The organism is Arthrobacter livingstonensis (assembly GCF_003219815.1).
Classification (GTDB): Bacteria; Actinomycetota; Actinomycetes; order Actinomycetales; family Micrococcaceae; genus Specibacter; species Specibacter livingstonensis.
The window spans coordinates 158,797-179,764 of sequence record NZ_QJVD01000009.1 but is presented as its reverse complement, the minus strand read 5'-3'; the positions used below and the strand labels follow the sequence as shown (position 1 = coordinate 179,764).

The 20,968-nt window shown below is 66.7% G+C and carries 17 protein-coding genes and 1 riboswitch; of the genes, 16 read left to right on the top strand and 1 reads right to left on the bottom strand.

The genetic code is table 11. The annotated features are described in order from the left end of the window. Nucleotides 1-107: 107 nt before the first annotated feature. From CVV68_RS10535 to ndk, 7 genes are all read left to right on the top strand, one after another. Entirely contained in the window at nucleotides 108-503 is a 396-nt protein-coding gene (locus CVV68_RS10535; protein ID WP_245933463.1) for a DUF488 domain-containing protein, read from the top strand. Between the two features lie 91 nt (nucleotides 504-594). Continuing rightward, nucleotides 595-1,362 (top strand): SDR family oxidoreductase, encoded by a 768-nt coding sequence (locus CVV68_RS10530; protein ID WP_110500948.1) that lies wholly within the window; start codon nucleotides 595-597, stop codon nucleotides 1,360-1,362. 255 nt (nucleotides 1,363-1,617) lie between these two features. Continuing rightward, on the top strand, nucleotides 1,618-4,893 hold the full coding sequence (gene ileS / locus CVV68_RS10525; RefSeq protein WP_110500979.1) for an isoleucine--tRNA ligase: 3,276 nt from the start codon (nucleotides 1,618-1,620) through the stop codon (nucleotides 4,891-4,893). After that, complete coding sequence (locus CVV68_RS10520; protein WP_110500947.1) at nucleotides 4,890-6,272, top strand: bifunctional folylpolyglutamate synthase/dihydrofolate synthase; 1,383 nt, start codon at nucleotides 4,890-4,892, stop codon at nucleotides 6,270-6,272. Before ileS ends, CVV68_RS10520 begins: the two co-directional genes overlap by 4 nt. A 3-nt stretch (nucleotides 6,273-6,275) precedes the next feature. Beyond that, nucleotides 6,276-6,707, top strand: a complete 432-nt coding sequence (locus CVV68_RS10515) for a DUF4233 domain-containing protein (RefSeq protein ID WP_110500946.1) — start codon at nucleotides 6,276-6,278, stop codon at nucleotides 6,705-6,707. Between the two features lie 160 nt (nucleotides 6,708-6,867). Next, nucleotides 6,868-7,620 (top strand): maleylpyruvate isomerase family mycothiol-dependent enzyme, encoded by a 753-nt coding sequence (locus CVV68_RS10510; RefSeq protein WP_170133149.1) that lies wholly within the window; start codon nucleotides 6,868-6,870, stop codon nucleotides 7,618-7,620. Between the two features lie 60 nt (nucleotides 7,621-7,680). Next, on the top strand, nucleotides 7,681-8,097 hold the full coding sequence (ndk, locus tag CVV68_RS10505) for a nucleoside-diphosphate kinase (protein ID WP_110500944.1): 417 nt from the start codon (nucleotides 7,681-7,683) through the stop codon (nucleotides 8,095-8,097). Nucleotides 8,098-8,286: 189 nt separating this feature from the next. On the opposite strand, the gene CVV68_RS10500 is transcribed toward ndk, so the two are convergent. After that, nucleotides 8,287-8,919, bottom strand: a complete 633-nt coding sequence (locus tag CVV68_RS10500) for a vitamin K epoxide reductase family protein (protein WP_245933462.1) — start codon at nucleotides 8,917-8,919, stop codon at nucleotides 8,287-8,289. A 448-nt stretch (nucleotides 8,920-9,367) separates the two neighbouring features. Between CVV68_RS10500 and CVV68_RS10495 the strand changes: the two genes are divergently transcribed. From CVV68_RS10495 to nadD, 9 genes are all read left to right on the top strand, one after another. Further along, entirely contained in the window at nucleotides 9,368-12,856 is a 3,489-nt protein-coding gene (locus tag CVV68_RS10495) for an Rne/Rng family ribonuclease (RefSeq protein WP_245933461.1), read from the top strand. Nucleotides 12,857-12,968: 112 nt separating this feature from the next. Further along, a riboswitch (TPP riboswitch) is annotated at nucleotides 12,969-13,067 on the top strand. Then, nucleotides 13,057-14,658 (top strand): bifunctional hydroxymethylpyrimidine kinase/phosphomethylpyrimidine kinase, encoded by a 1,602-nt coding sequence (locus tag CVV68_RS10490; RefSeq protein WP_110500941.1) that lies wholly within the window; start codon nucleotides 13,057-13,059, stop codon nucleotides 14,656-14,658. It overlaps the preceding riboswitch by 11 nt. A 315-nt stretch (nucleotides 14,659-14,973) precedes the next feature. After that, a complete protein-coding gene (gene rplU, locus CVV68_RS10485) occupies nucleotides 14,974-15,282 on the top strand; it encodes a 50S ribosomal protein L21 (RefSeq protein WP_110500940.1) in 309 nt (102 codons plus the stop codon). Nucleotides 15,283-15,344: 62 nt separating this feature from the next. Beyond that, on the top strand, nucleotides 15,345-15,602 hold the full coding sequence (rpmA, locus tag CVV68_RS10480; RefSeq protein ID WP_082357843.1) for a 50S ribosomal protein L27: 258 nt from the start codon (nucleotides 15,345-15,347) through the stop codon (nucleotides 15,600-15,602). A gap of 105 nt (nucleotides 15,603-15,707) precedes the next feature. After that, nucleotides 15,708-17,315, top strand: coding sequence for a GTPase ObgE (gene obgE / locus CVV68_RS10475; protein ID WP_110500939.1), 1,608 nt, complete (start codon nucleotides 15,708-15,710; stop codon nucleotides 17,313-17,315). Beyond that, complete coding sequence (proB, locus tag CVV68_RS10470; protein ID WP_110500938.1) at nucleotides 17,305-18,456, top strand: glutamate 5-kinase; 1,152 nt, start codon at nucleotides 17,305-17,307, stop codon at nucleotides 18,454-18,456. The genes obgE and proB overlap by 11 nt, the downstream gene beginning before the upstream one ends. Before the next feature lie 30 nt (nucleotides 18,457-18,486). Further along, nucleotides 18,487-19,836 carry a glutamate-5-semialdehyde dehydrogenase gene (locus CVV68_RS10465; protein ID WP_110500937.1) on the top strand — a complete coding sequence of 450 codons (1,350 nt, stop codon included), beginning with the start codon at nucleotides 18,487-18,489 and terminating at the stop codon, nucleotides 19,834-19,836. Nucleotides 19,837-20,045: 209 nt separating this feature from the next. After that, nucleotides 20,046-20,294, top strand: a complete 249-nt coding sequence (locus tag CVV68_RS10460; RefSeq protein WP_211320791.1) for a hypothetical protein — start codon at nucleotides 20,046-20,048, stop codon at nucleotides 20,292-20,294. Nucleotides 20,295-20,307: 13 nt separating this feature from the next. After that, nucleotides 20,308-20,961, top strand: a complete 654-nt coding sequence (nadD, locus tag CVV68_RS10455; RefSeq protein WP_281268283.1) for a nicotinate-nucleotide adenylyltransferase — start codon at nucleotides 20,308-20,310, stop codon at nucleotides 20,959-20,961. The last annotated feature ends 7 nt before the right edge of the window (nucleotides 20,962-20,968 follow it).

The following is a 20,968-nucleotide window of genomic DNA, read 5'->3' as shown; positions in this document are numbered from 1 at the left end:
GCTTAGGCGCGGCCCCGCACCTGCCGGTGAGCCCTGCGCATGGCCGAAGTCGGGAGTCCGCCTGCGCATCACCTATAGAGGGATCGCACCACCTGCAGAGTAATACTGTGCAGAAGAAAAATCAGGGCCGGGGCTATGACGCGGCTATGGGCACACTGAGGATTTTGCGGGTGTACGAGGATCCCGAGCCGGACGAATACCGCGTATTGGTGGACCGGCTGTGGCCGCGGGGCGAGAAGAAGGACCGCGTGGATGTGTGGCTCAAGGAGGCCGGGCCCAGCACTGAAGTCCGCAACGCGTTTGGTCACCAGCCGGAGCACTTCGCCACGTTTGTCAAGGACTACCGCGCGGAACTGAAGCACAACCCCGCCGCCGGGGAGACTCGCGGGCTGGCCGGGGAGCACGCCAGGGTGGTGCTGCTGTATAGCGCCAAGGACCGGCATCAAAACCAGGCCGCCGTGCTGCTGGATTTCCTCAACGGAGTGGCGACTGAAGTTGGGTAGCCGCGTGCGCCCGGAATGACGCAGCCACGAGAAACCCACGTTGGCGCGGCCGTGCGCGGCAGCCGTCGGGCGGCCGCGCTAGATTGGTCCCATGACTAAAAACTCCCCCACTTCGTACAGGCATGCAGTAGTCACCGGCGCCAGCTCCGGCATTGGCGCCGCCACCGTCCGCAGGCTCCGCTCGGACGGCTGGCACGTGGTGGCCGTGGCCCGCCGGGCGGACCGGCTCGAGAAACTGGCGCAGGAAACCGGTGCCCTTGCCTATGCCGCTGACGTCACGAAGGACGACGACGTTGCCGCCCTGGCCGCCTTTGTCGCCGGACACGGCGGCCTGGACACATTGATCAATATCGCCGGGGGAGCCCGTGGGGCGGACAGGGTGGCCACCGCGCACAACGACGACTGGGAGTGGATGTTCGAGGTCAATGTCATGGGGACCATGAAAATGACCAAGGCGTTCCTGCCCGCGCTGCGCAAACACCGCCGCGGCACGGTCCTGAACCTGACCTCCACCGCCGGGCTCGCGGCCTATGAAGGCGGCTCCGGCTACAACGCGGCCAAGTTCGCCCAGCACGCACTCACCGGCGCACTGCGGCTGGAGGAAGTGGAAAACAACCTGCGCGTCATCGAGGTCGCGCCGGGGCTGGTGCAGACCGAGGAGTTCGCGCTGAACCGGCTCAGCGGCGACAAGGAAGCCGCGGACAAGGTTTACCAGGGCGTGGAGGCGCCCCTCACTGCGGAGGACGTCGCGGACGTGGTGGGTTACGCCGTCGGGCTGCCGCACCACGTCAACCTGGACCAAATTGTCATCCGCCCCGTGGCGCAGGCAGCCAACCACAAGCTGGTCCGCCAGGGCTGACCGGCCGGCGGGATGCGGGCGGGTGCGCGCATCCCGTAGAGTGGACAGCAAAGCTTTGACCCGGCCATCACCGGTGAGCTTCCGGAAGAACGCTCCCGCACGGGGGCCAGTAGAACCGGACGGGTATGCCCGTCACAGCAGTTAATGAGCGGCCGCACCCTGGCATGAAAAAACCGGTGCGCGGTAAGCGAGGTGGTACCGCGGCGCAAGCCGTCCTTGCATCCTGAAATGACCGCCCACGACCAGGATGATGTGATGACCCACTTCCCGAAGGCCTCCGCAGCCGCCGGCCTCCACGCCGAATCCAACCACGTGCCCGCTTCCGTGCGTTTCCCGGAAGTGGAGGAGCGCGTACTCAAGTACTGGTCCGAGGACGGCACCTTCCAGGCGAGCATCGACCAGCGCGACGCAGGCAAGGATGGCGCCAACGAGTTCGTGTTCTACGACGGCCCGCCCTTTGCCAACGGCCTGCCCCACTACGGCCACCTGCTGACCGGGTACGTGAAGGACCTGGTGGCCCGCTACCAGACGCAGCGCGGCCGCCGCGTGGAACGCCGTTTTGGCTGGGACACGCACGGGCTGCCGGCCGAGCTGGAGGCCATGAAGCAGCTGGGCATGACGGAGAAGACGCAGATCGAGGCCATGGGCATCGACAAGTTCAACGACGCCTGCCGCGCCTCCGTCATGAAGTACGCCGGTGAATGGCAGGAATACGTGACCCGCCAGGCCCGTTGGGTGGACTTCGACAACGACTACAAGACGCTCAACGTCGACTACATGGAATCGGTGCTCTGGGCGTTCAAGCAGCTGCACGAAAAGGGCCTGACCTACAACGGCTACCGGGTGCTGCCATACTGCTGGAAGGACGAGACGCCGCTCTCCAACCACGAACTGCGCATGGACGACGACGTCTACAAGGACCGCCAGGACCAGACCGTCACCGTCACGTTCCCGATCCTGGCCGGCGGGTCAGCGCTGTCGCAGGAGCTGGCCGGCGTTGCCGCCATTGCCTGGACCACCACGCCCTGGACCCTGCCCACGAACCAGGCACTTGCCGTCGGGCCGCAGGTGAGCTACGCCGTCGTGCCCGTGGGCCCGAACGGCTCCACGGCTGCCGGGGAGAAGTTCCTGCTCGCCACGGACCTGGTTGGCGCCTACGCCAAGGACCTGGGGTACGACGACGTCGCTGCCGCGACGGCCGCCGTCACCGCCAGCTACGTGGGTTCCGAACTTGCCGGCCTGAAGTACGAGCCCCTGTGGGACTACTTTGCCGACGACGAAAAGTACGGCACGGCCAAGTCCTGGCAGATCCTCGTGGCTGACTACGTGACCACCACGGACGGCACGGGCATCGTCCACCAGGCGCCCGCCTACGGTGAAGAGGACCAAAAGATCTGCGAGGCGAACGGCATCCCCGTGGTGCTGTCCGTGGATGAGGGCGCCAGGTTCCTGCCTTTGTTCGAGGGCGGGCCGTTGAACGACATCGCCGGTGTGCAGGTCTTTGACGCGAACAAGGCCATCACCCGGGTGGTCCGTGAGGCCGGCCGCCTGGTCCGCCAGGCCAGCTACGTGCACAGCTACCCGCACTGCTGGCGTTGCCGCACGCCCCTGATCTACCGCGCCATCTCCTCCTGGTACGTGGAAGTGTCCAAGTTCAAGGACCGCATGACGGAACTGAACCAGGAGATCAACTGGATCCCCGGCAACGTCAAGGACGGCCAGTTCGGCAAGTGGCTCGCCAACGCCCGTGACTGGTCCATCAGCCGCAACCGCTACTGGGGGAGCCCCATCCCGGTGTGGCAGTCCGACGACCCGGAATACCCGCGCACCGACGTGTACGGCTCCCTCGCCGAAATGCAGTCCGACTTTGGCCGCCTGCCGGTCAACAAATCCGGTGAGGTGGACCTGCACCGGCCCTTCATCGACGAGCTCACCCGGCCCAACCCGGACGATCTCACGGGCAAGTCCACCATGCGCCGCGTCGAGGACGTGCTGGACGTCTGGTTCGACTCCGGCTCCATGCCGTATGGCCAGGTCCACTACCCGTTCCAGAACGAGGAATGGTTCAACACGCACAACCCGGCCGACTTCATCGTCGAATACATCGGGCAGACGCGCGGCTGGTTCTACATGCTGCACATCCTCTCGACCTCGCTGTTTGACCGCCCGGCGTTCCGCAATGTGATCAGCCACGGCATCGTGCTCGGCTCCGACGGGCAAAAGATGTCCAAGTCGCTGCGCAACTACCCGGACGTTTCCGAGGTGTTGGACCGCGATGGCTCCGACGCCATGCGCTGGTTCCTGATGGCCAGCCCCATCCTGCGCGGCGGGAACCTGGTGGTGACCGAGCAGGGCATCCGCGACGGCGTCCGCCAGGTCATCCTTCCGCTGTGGAACGTCTACAGCTTCTTCACGCTCTACGCCAACACTGCCAACTCCGGCTTGGGCCACGACGCGAAGCTGCGCTTTGACGGCTACACCGACACCATGGACGAATACCTGCTGGCAAACACCGGGGACCTGGTGCGCGAGATGGGCGCCAAGCTGGACGCCTACGACGTCTCGGGGGCCTGCGACTCGCTGCGCAGCTACCTGGACATGCTCACCAACTGGTACGTGCGCCGCAGCCGCAACCGCTTCTTTGACGAGAACGCGGACGCCTTCGACGCGCTCTACTCGGCCCTGGAAACGGTCTGCCGCGTGGCCGCACCGCTCCTGCCCCTGGTCACCGAGGAGATCTGGCGCGGTCTGACCGGGGGGCGCTCCGTGCACCTCTCCGACTGGCCCAACGCGGACCTCTTTGTGCCCAACGCCGCCCTCGTGGAGCAGATGGACCGGGTCCAGCAGATCTGCTCCACCGGCTCCAGCCTGCGCAAGGCCGCCAAGCTGCGGGTGCGCCTGCCCCTGGCCGGGCTCACCGTGGTGGCCCCGAACGCCGCGGCGCTCGACGGCGGCGCCGTCGTGGTGGCCGAGGAGCTGAACATCCGCCACGTCCGCTTTGTGGATGCCGCCGACGCCTCGCCGGAGGAGTTCGGCATCTCGCAAAAGCTGGTGGTCAACGCCCGTGCGGCCGGCCCCCGCCTGGGCAGAGACGTCCAGCTGGCCATCAAGGGCGCCAAGTCCGGCGACTGGTCGGCTGTTGACGGCACGGTCACCGCAGGCGGCCTGGTCCTTGAACCCGCCGAATACTCGCTGGAGACAGTGGTATCCGACGCGCACGACGGCGCTTCCACGGCCGTTGCGATGCTGCCCGGCGGCGGCTTCGTGGTGCTCAACACCGCGCTCACTGCCGAACTGGAGGCCGAGGGCACGGCGCGCGACATGGTCCGCGCCATCCAGCAGGCACGCAAGGACGCCGAGCTGCACGTCAGCGACCGCATCCGCACCATCATCCAGGCCCCGCAGGACGTGGTGGATGCTCTCCACGCCAACCTGGAACTGGTGAAGAAGGAAACGCTCACCGTCGACCTGGAACTGGTCCCGGGCGACGTTGAAACCACCATCACTGTTGAACGGACTGTTGCCCCATGAGCCATGACCACGATGAATTCTCCGTGGAAAGCGTGTATGCCGAGCTGTTGGGCCGTGCCCCCGAAAACAAGATGGAACCACGCCTGGCGCCGCTGTTCCGGGCCATGGATTATTTGGGGGAGCCGAACAAGGCCTTCCCGATCATCCATATCACCGGAACCAACGGCAAGACGTCCACGGCGCGCATGATCGAGGCCGGGCTGCTGGCCCACGGCCTGCGCACCGGACGGTATACGAGCCCACACCTGAGCCGGGTCACCGAGCGCATCAGCATTGACGGCGCGCCCGTCGCCGACGCGACCTTCGTGCGGATCTGGGATGAAATCCGCCCCCACCTGCAGATGGTTGACGCCGAACTCGAGTCAGCCGGCGAGCAGCGCCTGACGTACTTCGAATGCCTGACGATCCTTGCCTACGCCGTCTTTGCCGACGAGCCCGTGGACGTTGCCGTGCTGGAAGTGGGCCTGGGCGGCATCACCGATGCCACCAACGTGGGCGACGGCCAGGTGGCCGTGATCACGCCCATCTCCCTGGACCACACGGAACTGCTGGGGGACACCACCGGTCTCATCGCGGAAGAAAAGTCCGGGATCATCAAGGAAGGCGCGTTCCTGGTCAGTGCCGCCCAGCCCATGGACGCGGCCCAGGTCATTTTGGATAGGGCGCGGCAAATGCACGCGACGTACAAGTTTGAGGGTGTGGAGTTCGGTGTGGAGTCACGCACCATCGCCGTGGGCGGGCAGATGCTGGTCCTGCAGGGACTGGCCGGGCGCTACCCGGAGATCCTGCTGCCGCTGCACGGCGGGCACCAGGCCGAGAACGCCGCCGTCGCCCTTGCAGCCCTTGAGGCATTCCTGGGAGGCGGGGAGAAGGAACTGAACCTCGAGCTGGTCCAGGAGGGCTTCCGCAACGCCAGCTCGCCCGGGCGCCTGGAAGTGCTGCGCACCTCGCCCACCATCGTGGTCGACGCAGCGCACAACCCCGCCGGGATAGCAGTCAGCGCCGCGGCCCTCCAGGAAGTGTTTGCCTTCAGCAAGCTCGTGGTGGTGCTGGGCGTGCTGGCCGAAAAGGACGGCGAGGAAATTCTGCGCACCCTCAAGGAATCTTACGGGGACGAGGCCGCCGAAATCTGCCTGACCCAGTCCAGTTCCCCGCGCGCCATCCCGGCAGCTGAACTGGCCGAGATGGCCGTGGACCTGGGCTGGAACGAGGAGGATGTGCACATCGCCGAGAAACTCGACGACGCCATCGAGTGGGCGGTGGAACGCGCCGAATCCAACAATGACCTGGCCGGTGGCGTCCTGATCACCGGTTCGATCACAGTGGTGGGGGAGGCCCGCATACTGCTGGGCCGTCCCGGCGAAAGGGAAGGTGCCTGAATCATGGCGAGACTGACCAAGGCACAGCGGGACTGGCGCCCGGGCATGCCGAAAAAGCAGCGTTCCACCAAGATGATGTTTGCCTCCACCGTGCTGGTGCTGGAAGCGCTGGTGGCCATCTTCCTGGGGCTTGCGCTGTTTGGCCTGCACGGCAAAAATCCCGTGTACCTGGCGGTAGCCGTTGTGCTGGCCGTGTTGATGATTGCCGCGTGCGCGTTCATGGCCAAGAAGTGGGGCCCCGCGTTTGGTTGGATTCTACAACTGCTTCTCATCGCAGGAGGGTTCTGGGAGACGTCCATGTTCGTGGTGGGCGTCCTGTTCGCGATTGCCTGGTGGTACGCGCTGCACGCCGGCGGCCGCATTGACCGGGAGAACCGCGCACGCGCCCGCCAGCAGGCCGAATGGGACGCGGCGCACCCGGAAAAGGCCGAATAACGCATCGTTTCCGGACCGCATCGACGCGAAGTCGAAGCGCCCACTGCTCGCAAGCCCGCAGGACCTGCACCGCCGAATCCACCGGGCGGGCGCGGTTGCGGGAGCCAGGGGCGACCGGGTTGCCATTGCGCGGGCCAGGGTCACGTTCTACCGTGGAGGGGTGAGCGATCTTTATCCCCATGCCTTGGACTTTGCCGCCTACCGGGACAACTTCGACGCCGACTACGCGCGGTTCCGTGAGGTGGCGCCGGCCGCCCTGGCCGTCCCGGTCCCCGAGTGTGGGGGCTGGACGGGCGAGGATGTGGTGCGCCACCTTACTCAGGTGTATCTGCACAAGGCTGAGTCGATCCGCACCGGTGTGATGCCCGGCGGTGGATGGCCGCCTGCGTGGCTGGCGGAACGTCCCACCCTGGAGGTGCTGGACGAGTGCCATGCCGGGCTCCAGGCCGAATTTGACGGCCACAACCCGTCGGATGCGGCCGCCACCTGGTTTCCGGAGGACCAGACTGTCGGGTTTTGGATCCGCCGCATGGCCCACGAAACGGCTGTCCACCGCCGCGACGTTGAAGGCGCCGCAGGTTCGGTGACTGGGGTGGACGCACTGCTGGCCGTGGACGGCATCGACGAGGTGCTGGCGCTGATGCTTGCCGGCGACTGGTCCACCGAGGTCTTCGCGGAAGCCACCGGTGCCACGGTCGGCATCGAGAGCGCCGGCTGTCGCTGGGAGGTGACGCTCAACCCGGCCGAGGACCTGTTTCGGCGGGCCGCCGACGAAACCGAGGCAGCAATCGTTTTTGGCGGGCCCGGCGACGTCCTCCTTTGGCTGTGGGGCCGGGCGCCGCTGCCCGCGTTCGGGGGCAATGCGGATGCTGTTTCGGAGCTGCGGGCCCGGCTGGCGCTCGCCACCCAGTAGGCTGGATGGGGCCCTGCCCCGCAGGCGCCCGCCAAACTTCCCCAACTCTTAGGAGCAACTGTGAGCATTGAGCGCACCCTCGTCCTGGTCAAGCCCGACGGCGTGGCCCGTAACCTCTCCGGCGCCATCGTGGCCCGGATCGAAGCGAAGGGGTATACGCTGGCCGAGCTGAAAAAGGTCACCGCCACCCGCGGACAGCTTGAGCAGCACTACGCCGAGCACGCGGGCAAGCCGTTCTACGAGCCCCTCGTGGAGTTCATGCTTTCCGGACCCGTGATTGCCGCCATTTTTGAGGGCCACCGTGTGATCGAGGGCTTCCGCGCCCTGGCCGGCACCACCGACCCCACCACTGCGGCACCGGGCACCATCCGCGGCGACTTTGGCCGCGACTGGGGCCTGAAGGTCCAGCAAAACCTGGTGCACGGCTCGGACTCGGTGGAATCGGCCGAACGCGAGATTGGCATCTGGTTCGCCTAAACGCCGCCAAGCCCCGCTCCGGCGAAAGGGCACCTCCCAAGCCGGGAGGTGCCCTTTCATCATCGTCCCCACCCGCTCCCACTGCTTGCAAGCTCGCAGCGGGACCCTCGCGGGCGTGGGCCCATCCACCCGCTCCCACTGCTTGCAAGCTCGCAGCGGGACCCTCGCGGGCGTGGGCCCATTGAGGAACTAAGCGTTGGAGGGGATGATCAGCCCCATGAACTTGAAGAAGATAGCTGCGACGACCGCCACGTAGGCCAGCCCGACAACCACCCAGGCCCAGTCCGCGGCGAACTTCGTGACGGCGGGCGGGGCCGGGATGACGCCGTGCCTGAGGTTGCGCACGGTGATCCACACGAACAGCGGGATCATCATGGCCCACACCACCATGCAGTACGGGCACAGGATCGCCAGCACATACACGGCCTGTGTGAAGAACCAGCAGATGAGCACGATTCCGAGCGTGACGCCCACCTGCAGGGCGATCCAGTACCAGCGCCTGAGTTCCGCACCGGCCAGCAGCACCATTCCCGTGGTGATGACGACGGCGAACGCAACGATCCCGATGAACGGATTGGGGAAGCCGAAGATGGCCGCCTGGGATGTTTTCATGACGTCGCCGCAGGAGATCCAGGAGTTGATGTCGCAGCTGATCTTAGCGTTCGGGTTGGTGTAGAGGTCCAGACGCTCCAACACCAGAGTGGCGGACGCAACCCAGGCAACCGCACCGGCAATGACCAGGAACCAGCCGAAGGGTTTGGCCCGCACCAGGGCGGGCAGGGCGGCATCGGACGGGCGCGCTGAAACGCTGGAGCTCGGCATCATGGCCTTTCTACGGGGATCGGGAATGTTGTCCTGATTGTAGCGTGGCAAACTTGGCGCGCCGTGCCTCTTGCGGCCCCGGGGGCGGCCGCGTATGAGACAATGAAGGTGGCTGTTTGGCGATCCACATGCGCCGTTCGGTCCAATGGCAGGCCCTCGGGATTGCCGGTGACGACGCTCCATTCCATGGAAGCCATCCACCGGGCCGTCCCACGCAGAGCAAGTGCGGCAGGCCATTGGCTTTCTTGGAGCTTGCGCACCCGTATAAAGGCGGTGCCGCCCGGAGAGTAATTAGACGACTTCCGCCAGCGCCCGCGGGTGCTGGCACATCTGCCGTTCGCGGCGCCCGATGTGGGGGCGTGGCAGCGGTGCGAAAGTAACGCCACAAATGGATAATGAACAGTCCGCAACAGAATCAAACGCAACAACTGTTGGCAGTGTGTCGGCAGTGAGTGCCGCCTCGGGCAGCACAAGCACTGACGGCACGACGCCGGCCCCCGCCAAGGTGCGACGCTCCCGCCGCGCTACTGCCAAGGTGACCGATACCTCCGCAGCCACTGCACCGGGAGCTGCCGCTGCCGCAGATGTGCCGGCCCCTGATGCATCCCAGGCACCCGCCATCAGGACTCCCGCCGCTGGCACCCCTGCCGCAGAGGTGCCAGCCAAGAAGGCACCCGTGCGGCGCGGCCGGGCGAAGAAGGCTGCCGGAGGGGACGCCCCGAACCTGCTGGACGGGCTGGCAGCTCCGGCCACGACTCCCGCCACGGCACCGGCCGCTTCCGCAGAGCCCGCCGCCACTGCTCCCGGCACTGCTGTGGAACCGAAAAAGGCCCCCGCCAAGCGTGCGCCGCGCCGGCGCGCGACCGCCCCCGTCACCGCGCCTGCCGCCGAAGCCGTGCAGGGTGAACTGTCCCTGGACCACCCGGCCACTGGCGGGGAAGCCGCAAATGCCGCAGCCACGGCAGCGCAGCCCGCAGAGTCCGCCGCGCCGGTCCGGAAGGCGCCCGCCCGTCGCAGCCGCGCCAAGACAACCGACGCCCCGGCGGAAGAAGCCCCCTCCGCTCCCGGTCAGGCTGAGCCCGTGCAGGAAACCGCCGGGGAAACAGCCGCTCCCGCCGCCAAGACCACGCGCAGCCGCCGCAAGCCTGCGGTTCGGAAATCGGCCGCGACTGCCGAATCGGACGTAGCTGACCAAACACCGACAGCCGCCGCGGCCCCGGAATCCTCCGCACCCGCCGCCGGCGCAGAAGCAGAACCGGTTCACACCGCGGACGCTGCAGCGCGCACGGAAACCGCCGGTGCCGACGTCGAGCCCGCGCGGGAAGCCCCCGCCACCGAGACGGCTTCCGCCGCAGAGTCGCTGTTCCTGTCGCCCGCCGCCGGAGTTTCCGCCTTGTTCCTGGCCCCCGACCTCAGCCTGACCATTCCAGTCCCAGCGGCGGCCCACTCCGCCGAGGACGATCAGGACAGCGACGACTCGGGCGATGCCGGCGAAACGAATGAGAACCGCCGCGGCCGGGGACGCAACCGCAACCGCCGCAACAAGCCCGCCGAAACCGAAGAAGCTGCTGACGATTCCCACCCCGAGGAGTCCGATTCCGAGGGCGTCACCTCCCGCCGACGCCGTCGCCGCCGCCGCGGGGATGCCGATCTGGAACTGACAGGCGGCACCGACGAAGACCCGCCCAACACCGTGACCAAGGTGAGGGCGCCGCGTACGCCGGTGGAACCGTCGTCGAGCTCCTCCGACCGTGTGACGAGCCTGCGCGGCTCCACCCGCCTGGAAGCCAAAAAGCAGCGACGCCGCGATTCCCGCGACTCCGGCCGCCGGCGCACCGTCATCACCGAGGCGGAATTTTTGGCCCGCCGCGAATCCGTGGACCGGATCATGGTGGTGCGCCAAAGTGACGACCGGATCCAGATTGGCGTGCTCGAAGACGGCATCCTCGCTGAGCACTTTGTGTCCAAGACGCAGCAGGATTCGCTCATCGGCAACGTGTACGTGGGCAAGGTCCAGAACGTCCTCCCAAGCATGGAAGCGGCGTTCGTGGACATTGGACGCGGCCGCAACGCCGTGCTGTACGCCGGCGAGGTCGACTGGGACGCCGCGAAGCTCAACGGCCAGCCGCGCCGGATCGAGAACGCGCTGAAGTCCGGGGACTCCGTCCTGGTGCAGGTCTCCAAGGATCCGGTGGGCCACAAGGGTGCCCGACTGACCAGCCAGATCTCCCTGCCGGGACGCTACCTGGTCTACGTGCCGGGCGGCTCCATGACCGGCATCTCCCGCAAGCTGCCGGACGTCGAACGCAACCGCCTCAAGCGGGTCCTCAAGGACCACCTGCCGGACAACGCGGGCGTCATTGTGCGTACCGCAGCCGAAGGTGCCAGCGAGGAGGAGCTTACCAACGACATCAACCGGTTGCGCGCCCAGTGGGAAGGCATCAACAACAGTGCCACCTCGCACAAGACGCTTGCCCCGGAGCTGCTGTACGCCGAACCGGATCTGACCATCAAGGTGGTCCGCGACGTCTTCAACGAGGACTTTACGAAGCTGATCGTCTCCGGCGAGGAAGCCTGGGACACCGTTGAGGCCTACGTGACCTATGTGGCCCCGGACCTGCTGGACCGCCTGGAGAAGTGGACCAAGGACGAGGATATTTTCCTCGCCCACCGCATCGACGAGCAAATCTCCAAGGCGCTGGAACGCAAGGTGTTCCTGCCCTCCGGCGGCTCGCTGGTCATTGACCGCACCGAGGCCATGACAGTGGTTGACGTCAACACCGGCAAGTTCACCGGCTCCGGCGGAAACCTGGAAGAAACCGTCACCAAGAACAACCTGGAAGCCGCCGAAGAGGTGGTGCGCCAGCTGCGCCTGCGCGACATTGGCGGCATCATCGTCATCGACTTCATCGACATGGTCCTTGAATCCAACCGCGACCTGGTGCTGCGCCGCATGGTCGAGTGCCTGGGCCGGGACAGGACCAAGCACCAGGTGGCCGAGGTCACGAGCCTGGGCCTGGTGCAGATGACGCGCAAGCGCATGGGCACCGGCCTGCTGGAGGTCTTCGGCGAGCAGTGCGAAACCTGCGCGGGCCGGGGCATGGTCACGCACGAAATCCCCGTCGAGCACCGCCGCGTGCACACGGTGGCCGCCGAGCAGCACCACCCGCAGCCGGGCAGGAACGACCACCACGACAGTGACCGCACGGCCAACCGTTCCACCCGCAGTGAGCGCAAGCGCAACCGCAACCGCAGCCAGCTCCAGGACGGCGACCACACGGACGCGCATGAGCCGGCCGAGGCACCCGCCGTCGTCGACGAGGCCACCGAGGCCCAGCGCCTGCACAAGGCCACGCAGGCCAGGGCTGCCCTGGCCAGCATTGCCGCCGCAGCCGCCGCTGCGCACCACGACACCGACGCGCACCACAACGCCGGCGGGCACCGCGACGCCGGTGCGGGCGCCGACGCCGTGGGGGCCCAGGCCCAGCCAGCCGGTACGGGCGACACCGCGACTGTCACGCTCGGCGGCGAGGCAGTGGCGCTGCCCCGCGGCAACCACCACGACGACGCCGCGCACCACGCCGGGCAGGCGGCGGCGCTGGCCGGCCTGGCACAGGCACTGGACCAGCTGTCCGGCCCGCAGGAGCCGGCCAGGACGGCATCCGCCAACCCGGAGTCCGGTGCAACCGACGATCACCACGACTCGGCCTCTGTCAACCGGGGCCGCACCCGCCGGGCCCGCCGCAACCGCAGCGCGCGCAGTGCGCAGGGTGGGGCGGACATGAGTGTTGACACCTCGGAAGCCGCCGCCGGGCAGGGGAGCACCCCGCACAGCAGTGCGGCGGCCCTGCCGGCCGCAAAGGCGGAAGTCGCGGCACCCAAGGCAGCGGCGCCGATCATCATGCTCGGCGTAGGCGTCCCCGCTTCGGAGCTCTAGACAGGGCAATATCTGACCCGCAGTAGTGGTCGAAAATTCAACGAGTTTGTTGTTTTTTCTCTCCACAACTGCGGGTCATTTTTCGTTAGGGCCAGGCCGCGGGACTAGGGTGGGGAACGACACGGGGTGCCAGGCCATGAGGGCCGGCTGAGAAAACACCCGTTGAACCTGTCCGGCCAGCACCGGCGAAGGGATGTCCAATGAGTCAGCCACCGACGGCGTACCAACCACCACCGGCCCCGCCCGCGGCGAGCCAGGCCCGGCCCGCGGCACCCCCGACCCGGCCCACCTCCGCTGCGCCGCGGCACCCGCGCGTGCTCAGCATCGCCGGATCGGATCCTTCCGGCGGCGCCGGAATCCAGGCGGACATCAAGTCCATCTCCGCGCACGGAGGCTACGCCATGGCTGCCGTCACGGCCCTGACGGCGCAAAACACCCGGGGCGTCCAGGACGTCCACGTTCCACCGGCCGGCTTCCTGGCCCGGCAATTGGAATCCCTGTCCGCAGACATTTCCATTGACGCTGTTAAGATCGGCATGCTGGCCAACGCCGAGGTGATGGACGTGGTGGGGGAGTGGCTGGCGAAAACCCGCCCGCCCGTCGTCGTGCTTGACCCGGTGATGGTGGCCAGCAGCGGTGACGCACTGATGCGCGAAGACGCGCGCACGGCCCTGCTGCGCCTGCTGGCCCACGCCCACCTGGCCACGCCCAATATCGCCGAACTGGCCGTGCTGGTGGGGGAACCCGAAGCGGCAACGTGGGAGGCTGCCCTGCAGCAGGGCAAGTCCCTGGCCGCCGCACACGGCACCCATGTGCTGGTCAAGGGAGGGCACCTGGACGGGGACGACTGCCCCGACGCGCTGCTCGGTCCGGACGGCTCGGTGGAAGTGTTCGATGGCCCCCGCGTGGGGACACCCAACACGCACGGCACAGGTTGCTCGCTCTCCGCGGCACTGGCCACGCTGCAGGTGCGCACGGGCAATTGGCCGGCCAGCGTGCGCCGGGCCAAGGACTGGCTCACCGGCGCCCTGCGCGAATCCGGTCCCTTGTCGGTGGGGCACGGGCACGGGCCGCTGAACCATTTCCATGAACTCTGGGCATCCGCCGGTCCTGCGGGGGACGACTTCAGCCGGTCCCTGTGGTCGGACATTGCACCGCAGCGCGAGGCCATCTTTGGGCTGGCGTTCATCAAGGAGCTGGCCGCCGGCACGCTGGATGGACAGCACTTTGCGTACTACCTGGCACAGGACGCGCAGTACCTCAGCGCGTATGCGCGCGTGCTGGCGCGTGCCAGTGCCCTCGCCCCCAACGAGGACGAACAGCGTTTCTGGGCCGCCGGCGCCCAAAACTGCCTGGCCGTGGAACTCTCGCTGCACCGCGACTGGCTCAGCAGGCACCCCCTGGAGGTGGCCATGGGGCCAGTAACCAGGCACTACGTCAACCACCTGCAGGCCGTGGCGTATTCCGGCAGCTATGGCGAAGTGGCCGCCGCCGTGCTGCCCTGCTACTGGCTGTATGCGGAAGTGGGCCGGGTGCTTCATGCCGATTACCTCAAGCACGACGGCGGCGCCACCGGCAGCGCGCACCCGTACGGTGAGTGGCTTCAAAGCTACGCGGACGACGCCTTTGCCCAGGCCACCGCCCGGGCCGTCGCCATTGTGGATGCCGCGGCCCGGCGGGGCTCGCCCCTGGAGCGGGATCGGATGAGGGCGGCGTTTGTGCAGTCGGCACACGACGAGGTGGACTTTTTCGACGCGCCTCGGCTGTACGCCTGGTTAGCCCCGCTTGCCCGGCGTGATTAACACCACCTGCCGTGCAGTAAAAAAATGCGCCGCGCCACACTCAATGGCGCGGCTCCGGGCAGCCGGGCACGCTAAAGTGGTGGTGCACGGTTTCGTTGAACGGGCAGGCGCGAACAGGTGAAGGCCAGTTTGCGGCGGCTGCGGTGGCGCGGAACCAGTCTCATTTGCGGCCGGGACAGGAATTAGCGTATTCTTGATCTTCGGTGCTTACGCCAACACTAAGGGCAACCACTCCATGGTAGAACTCCATTGAGGTCCACGGCGTTGAGGCACAATAATTCTTTGTAATAAACGTCGAGAGAAGTGAGTTCCCCAGTGGTGTACGCGATTGTCCGCGCAGGCGGCCGTCAAGAAAAGGTTTCCGTCGGAGACTACGTGACCATGAACCGCGTCCCCGGTGGAGTTGGCAGCACGCTTGAGCTGCCCGCTTTGCTCCTGGTTGATGGTGAGAAGCTCACCACCGCCGCAAAGGACCTGGTAAATGTAAAGGTTACGGCTGAGAAGCTGGAGGATCTTCGTGGACCGAAGATCGTTATCCAGAAGTTCAAGAACAAGACCGGCTACAAGAAGCGTCAGGGCCACCGTCAGGAACTGTCGAAGGTCAAGATCACCTCGATCGCGTAATTACGCAGTTCGTACGTAGATCCTCTTATACAGTCTTCAAAGTCAAAAGGTAGGCATTTCAAATGGCACATAAAAAGGGTGCGAGTTCCACTCGCAACGGTCGTGACTCCAACGCTCAGTACCTGGGCGTCAAGCGCTTCGGCGGTCAGGTTGTCAAGGCGGGCGAAATCATCGTTCGCCAGCGCGGCACCCATTTCCACCCGGGCGAGGGTGTGGGACGCGGCAAGGATGACACGCTGTTCGCACTGGACGCCGGTGCGGTCGAGTTCGGCCAGCGCCGCGGACGCCGCGTTGTGAACATCGTTGCAGCTGCGGTCTAATACCAAAGCTTTTCCAGTGGAGCGGGCCGCATGGCTCGCTCCACTGTGTTTTAACACGCGGACTAGAATAAGTGCGCAAGGGCAGTACTAATCAAGGAGATTTCATTGGCCAGCTTTGTTGACCGGGTTGTTTTGCATGTATCCGGCGGGACTGGCGGCCATGGCTGCGTCTCTGTCAAACGCGAAAAGTTCAAGCCACTGGGTGGGCCCGACGGCGGCAAGGGCGGCGACGGCGGCAACGTCATCCTGCGCGTGAGCGCGCAAACCACCACACTCCTTGATTACCACCACGCACCCCACCGCCACGGGACCAACGGCGGCCCTGGCATGGGTGACTGGCGCGACGGCAGGATTGGCGAAACGCTCATCCTCGACGTCCCCGACGGCACCGTGGTCAAGGACAAGGCCGGCAACGTCCTTGCCGACCTTGTCGGCGTGGGCAGCGAGTTCGTTGCGGCCGCCGGCGGCCAGGGCGGGCTCGGCAACGCAGCCCTGTCCTCGCTCAAGCGTAAGGCCCCCGGCTTTGCCCTGCTCGGCGTTGAGGGCAGCGAACGCGACATCGTGTTGGAACTGAAGTCCATCGCCGACATTGCCCTGGTCGGGTTCCCATCCGCCGGAAAGTCCAGCCTCATCGCGGCCATGTCCGCCGCCCGCCCCAAGATCGCCGACTACCCGTTCACCACGCTGGTGCCGAACCTGGGAGTGGTGCAGTCCGGCGACGTCCGCTTCACCATTGCCGACGTCCCCGGGCTCATCGAAGGCGCCAGCGAAGGCAAGGGCCTGGGCCACAACTTCCTGCGCCATGTGGAACGTTGCGCCGCCCTGGTGCACGTCCTGGACTGCGCCGCCCTGGAGGCGGACCGTGACCCCATCTCCGACCTGGCCGTGATTGAACGGGAGTTGGACCGCTACGCCGTGGACATGAGCTTTGCCGGGGCCGACGGCGACGTGGTCCCCCTGAACGAGCGCCCCAAGCTCGTGGCACTGAACAAGGTTGACGCCCCGGACGGCCGCGACATGGCCGAGTTCGTCAAGGGCGACCTCGAGGCCCGCGGCTACCGCGTTTTTGAGGTCTCCGCGGCCAGCCACGAAGGCCTGCGCCAGCTCGGCTTCGCCATGGCCGAGATTGTCCAGCAGGCACGCGACGCGATCGCTGCCGCGCCTGTGAAGGCCACCCCCGTAATCCTGCGCCCCCGCGCCGTCAACGCCACGCCGTTCACCATCCGCCGGGAGGAAAAGAACCTCGAGCCGCTGTTCCGCGTCCTGGGTGAAAAGCCTGAACGCTGGGTGAAGCAGACGGACTTCCAAAACGAGGAAGCCATCGGCTACCTGGCCGACCGCCTGGCGAAGGCCGGCGTTGAAGCGGGCCTGTTCAAGGCCGGCGCCACCCCCGGCGACACCGTGATCATTGGTGAAGAAGGCGGCATGGTCTTTGACTGGGAGCCCACCATGATGGGCGGTGCCGAGCATCTGGCCGGACCCCGCGGCGAGGACCTGCGCCTGACCGACATCGGGGACCGCCCCACCCGTGCCCAAAAGCGTGAGGAGCAGCAGGAACGCCGCGACGCCAAGGCAGCCGCACGTGCCGAGCTCGAATCCGAGCGCAAGGCAGGCATCTGGACCGAATCAACCAACCGCCAGCATGCCAGGAACCTGGGCATCAAGGAAGATCTCGACGCCGACGGCGGTGCAGCGGGCAACGATGGGCTCTAGCGGATCCGCCGCACAGGCCGGCGCCGGCACGCGCTCGGCGATCGCCACCGCGGCGAGAATCGTGGTCAAGGTGGGCTCGTCGTCGTTGACGTCCGTGGCCGGCGGCATCTCCGAGGTGGCCCTGAAGAACCTGGTGGACGTCCTGGCACGCCGGCGGCTGGCCGGCACGGAGGTCATCCTGGTCTCCTCCGGCGCCATCGCCGCCGGACTGCTGCCCCTGGGCCTGGCCCGGCGCCCCAAGGACCTGGCCACACAGCAGGCCGCGGCCAGCGTGGGTCAGGGCCTGCTGATGGCCCACTACAACCACGCGTTCATTGGGCACGGGGTGACAGTCTCGCAGGTGCTGCTGACCGCCGAGGACCTGACCCGGCGCCGTCAGTACGTCAACGCCCACCGGGCACTGGAACGTCTCCTGCACCTGGGTGTGGTGCCCATTGTCAATGAAAACGACACCGTGGCCACGCATGAGATCCGCGTGGGCGACAACGACAGGCTGGCCGCGCTCGTGGCGCACCTCGTCAAGGCCGACGCCCTCGTGCTGCTCTCAGACGTCGACTCCCTCTATGACGGGCCGCCCATGGAGGGCGCCCGGCGCATCAGCATCGTCGACTCTCCCGAGGACCTCGAAGGCATCGTCATCGGCAGTGCCGGCAGGGCCGGCGTAGGCACCGGCGGCATGGCGACCAAGGTCCAGGCGGCGCTGATCGCCGCGGAGACCGGAATCCCGGCCCTGGTCACCTCCACCGAAAACGCCGCGGACGCCCTGTCCGGGGAGGACGTGGGGACCTGGTTCAGCATCAATGGCAGCAAGCGCCCCGCACGGCTGCTGTGGCTGGCGCACCTGGCGGACATCCGCGGGCGCCTGGTGCTCGACGACGGTGCCGTCCGGGCCGTGTGTGAACGCCACAAGTCGCTGCTGCCTGCCGGCATCACGGCCGTCACGGGCGACTTCGACGCCGGGGATGCCGTGGAGATTGCCGATTCCGCCGGCAGGGTCATAGCGCACGGGCTCGTGAACTACCCGTGCGGGGACCTGCCGCAAATGCTGGGCCGCTCCACCAAGGCGCTGGCGAAGGAACTGGGCCGCGAATATGAACGCGAGGTGGTCCACGTGGACGACCTGGTCCTTCTGCACCCGTAACGAAAGTGCCGCGTGGCCTAGACTTAAGCCATGACCGAGCAGACTGTTGAACAATCCACGGCTTCCGTTGGCGAAGTCCCCACTGTCGGCACCTCAGGCGAGCCGGCCGCCGGCGCGCCTGAGGCCGCTGCCACCGAGGTCCGTGCCGTCACGGAACGGGCCCGCCGGGCGTCCCGCAAGATGGCGGGGGCAAACCGGGCCTGGAAGGACAAGGGCCTGCGCGCCATCGCCGCAACCCTGCTCGCCCGGGCGGACCGCATCCTTGCCGCCAACGCCCTTGACGTCGCAGCGGGCCGGGCCAACGGCACCACAGCCGCCATGCTGGACCGTCTCACGCTGACCCCGCCGCGCATCCAGGGACTGGCCGACGCCCTGGAAAAACTGGCCACACTGCCGGACCCGGTGGGCAACGTGGTACGTGGACAGACCCTGCCCAACGGCCTGCGAATGCGCCAAATCAACGTCCCCATGGGCGTGGTGGCGGCCATTTACGAGGCCCGCCCCAATGTCACCGTGGATATCGCCGGCCTGGCGCTTAAGAGCGGCAATGCCGTGATCCTGCGCGGCGGAACGGCCGCGGCACACACCAACGAGGCACTGGTGGGACTGCTGCGCGACGCCCTGGAATCCGTGAGCCTGCCCGCCGACGCCGTCCAGTCCGTGGACAAATACGGCCGGGAGGGTGCCAATCTTCTCATGAAGGCCCGCGGCCAGGTGGACGTGCTCATTCCGCGGGGCGGGCGCGAACTCATCCAAACCGTCGTGCAGAACTCCGCCGTGCCGGTCATCGAGACCGGCGAGGGCAATGTGCACATCTTCATCGACAGCAGCGCCAAGGAGGAGATGTGCGTGAACATCCTGCTCAATGCCAAGACCCAGCGTCCCAGCGTGTGCAACACGGTGGAAACGCTGCTGGTCCACAAGGACTCCACCGTGGTTCCGGCGGTCCTGAAGGCCCTGGCCGACGCCGGGGTGCGGCTGCACGTGGATGAGCGCGTTGCGCCGCTGGTCCCCGCCGGGGCAACCAGCTTCCCGGCCACGGACGAGGACTGGGCCACCGAGTACATGGACCTGGATCTCGCCGTGAAGATGGTGGACTCGCTCCCTGAGGCCATCAAGCACATCCGCACCTGGAGCACTGGCCACACGGAGGCCATCCTCACCAACGACCTCGCCAACGCAGAGACGTTCATTGCGGAGATCGACTCGGCCGCCGTCATCGTCAACGCCAGCACCCGCTTTACCGACGGCGGGGAGCTGGGCCTGGGCGCCGAAGTGGGCATTTCCACCCAAAAGCTGCACGCCCGCGGCCCCATGGGGCTGACGGAACTGACCACCACCAAGTGGATCGTGCAGGGCGAAGGCCAAGTCCGGGGATAGTCCCCAGCCGCTCCCACTGCTCGGAAGCTCGCAGCGGGGCCCTCGCGGCCCATCGGGCGCGTGGGCCCAGAGCTGTGGCTGAAACGGGCCCACGGCGCGGCCGTGTGCCAGTCGCAACGGTTACCACGTACCATTAGAAGGAATCAAAGCAACGATTGGCCGGATGCGCATTTCAGTGCGGCCGTCCACCAACCCATAGGGGAGTAATAATGCTGACCCAGCTTGCCGGCGTCGTCCTGGCCGAAGCAGCCGCACATGAAGAGCCGTGGCCCTTGATTGCGCCGCCGTACGTGATTGGCGGATCCGTGTTGGCCATCCTTTTGCTGCTGATGTTTGTCTGCGTATCCTTTATGAACCTGGGCAACCGCCACGACGCCGTCGAAGCCACCGACGACCCCCACAAGCAGCACACCGCCAAGCACATGCACCACGACGGCCAGGCGTCCTCCGATCACTAGGGGAACGCACAAGGTGGCCCCTGCCGGGGGCGCCGGCAACCGTCTCCGTGTTGGAGTCATGGGTGGCACATTTGATCCAATCCACCATGGACACCTTGTTGCAGCCAGTGAGGTTGCGAGTGTATTCAAGCTTGACGAGGTCATTTTTGTGCCCACGGGGGAACCGTGGCAGAAAGCGAAACGCCGGGTCAGCGCCGCTGAGCACCGCTACCTGATGACGGTGATAGCCACCGCGGCGAACCCACAGTTCACTGTCAGCCGGGTGGACATTGACCGGCCCGGGCCAACGTTTACCATCGACACGCTGCGGGACCTGAAGCGGATGCGCCCGGAGGCGGACCTGTTCTTCATCACCGGCGCGGACGCCATGGCCCAGATCATGTCGTGGAAGGACAATGACGAGTTGTGGAACCTGGCACATTTTGTGGGCGTGACACGGCCGGGACACGTACTCGACGACATGGGGCGATCCGACGTAAGTTTGTTGGAAGTGCCCGCCATGGCAATCTCCTCCACGGATTGCCGCACCAGGGTCCAGGAGAAAAACCCCGTATGGTACCTGGTCCCCGACGGTGTGGTGCAATACATAGCCAAATACGGGCTTTACGTTCAACCGGACGGCGACGCGGGCGGACATGTCCTGCCGGTGACTTCTAGTACTGAATGAGTAAGTG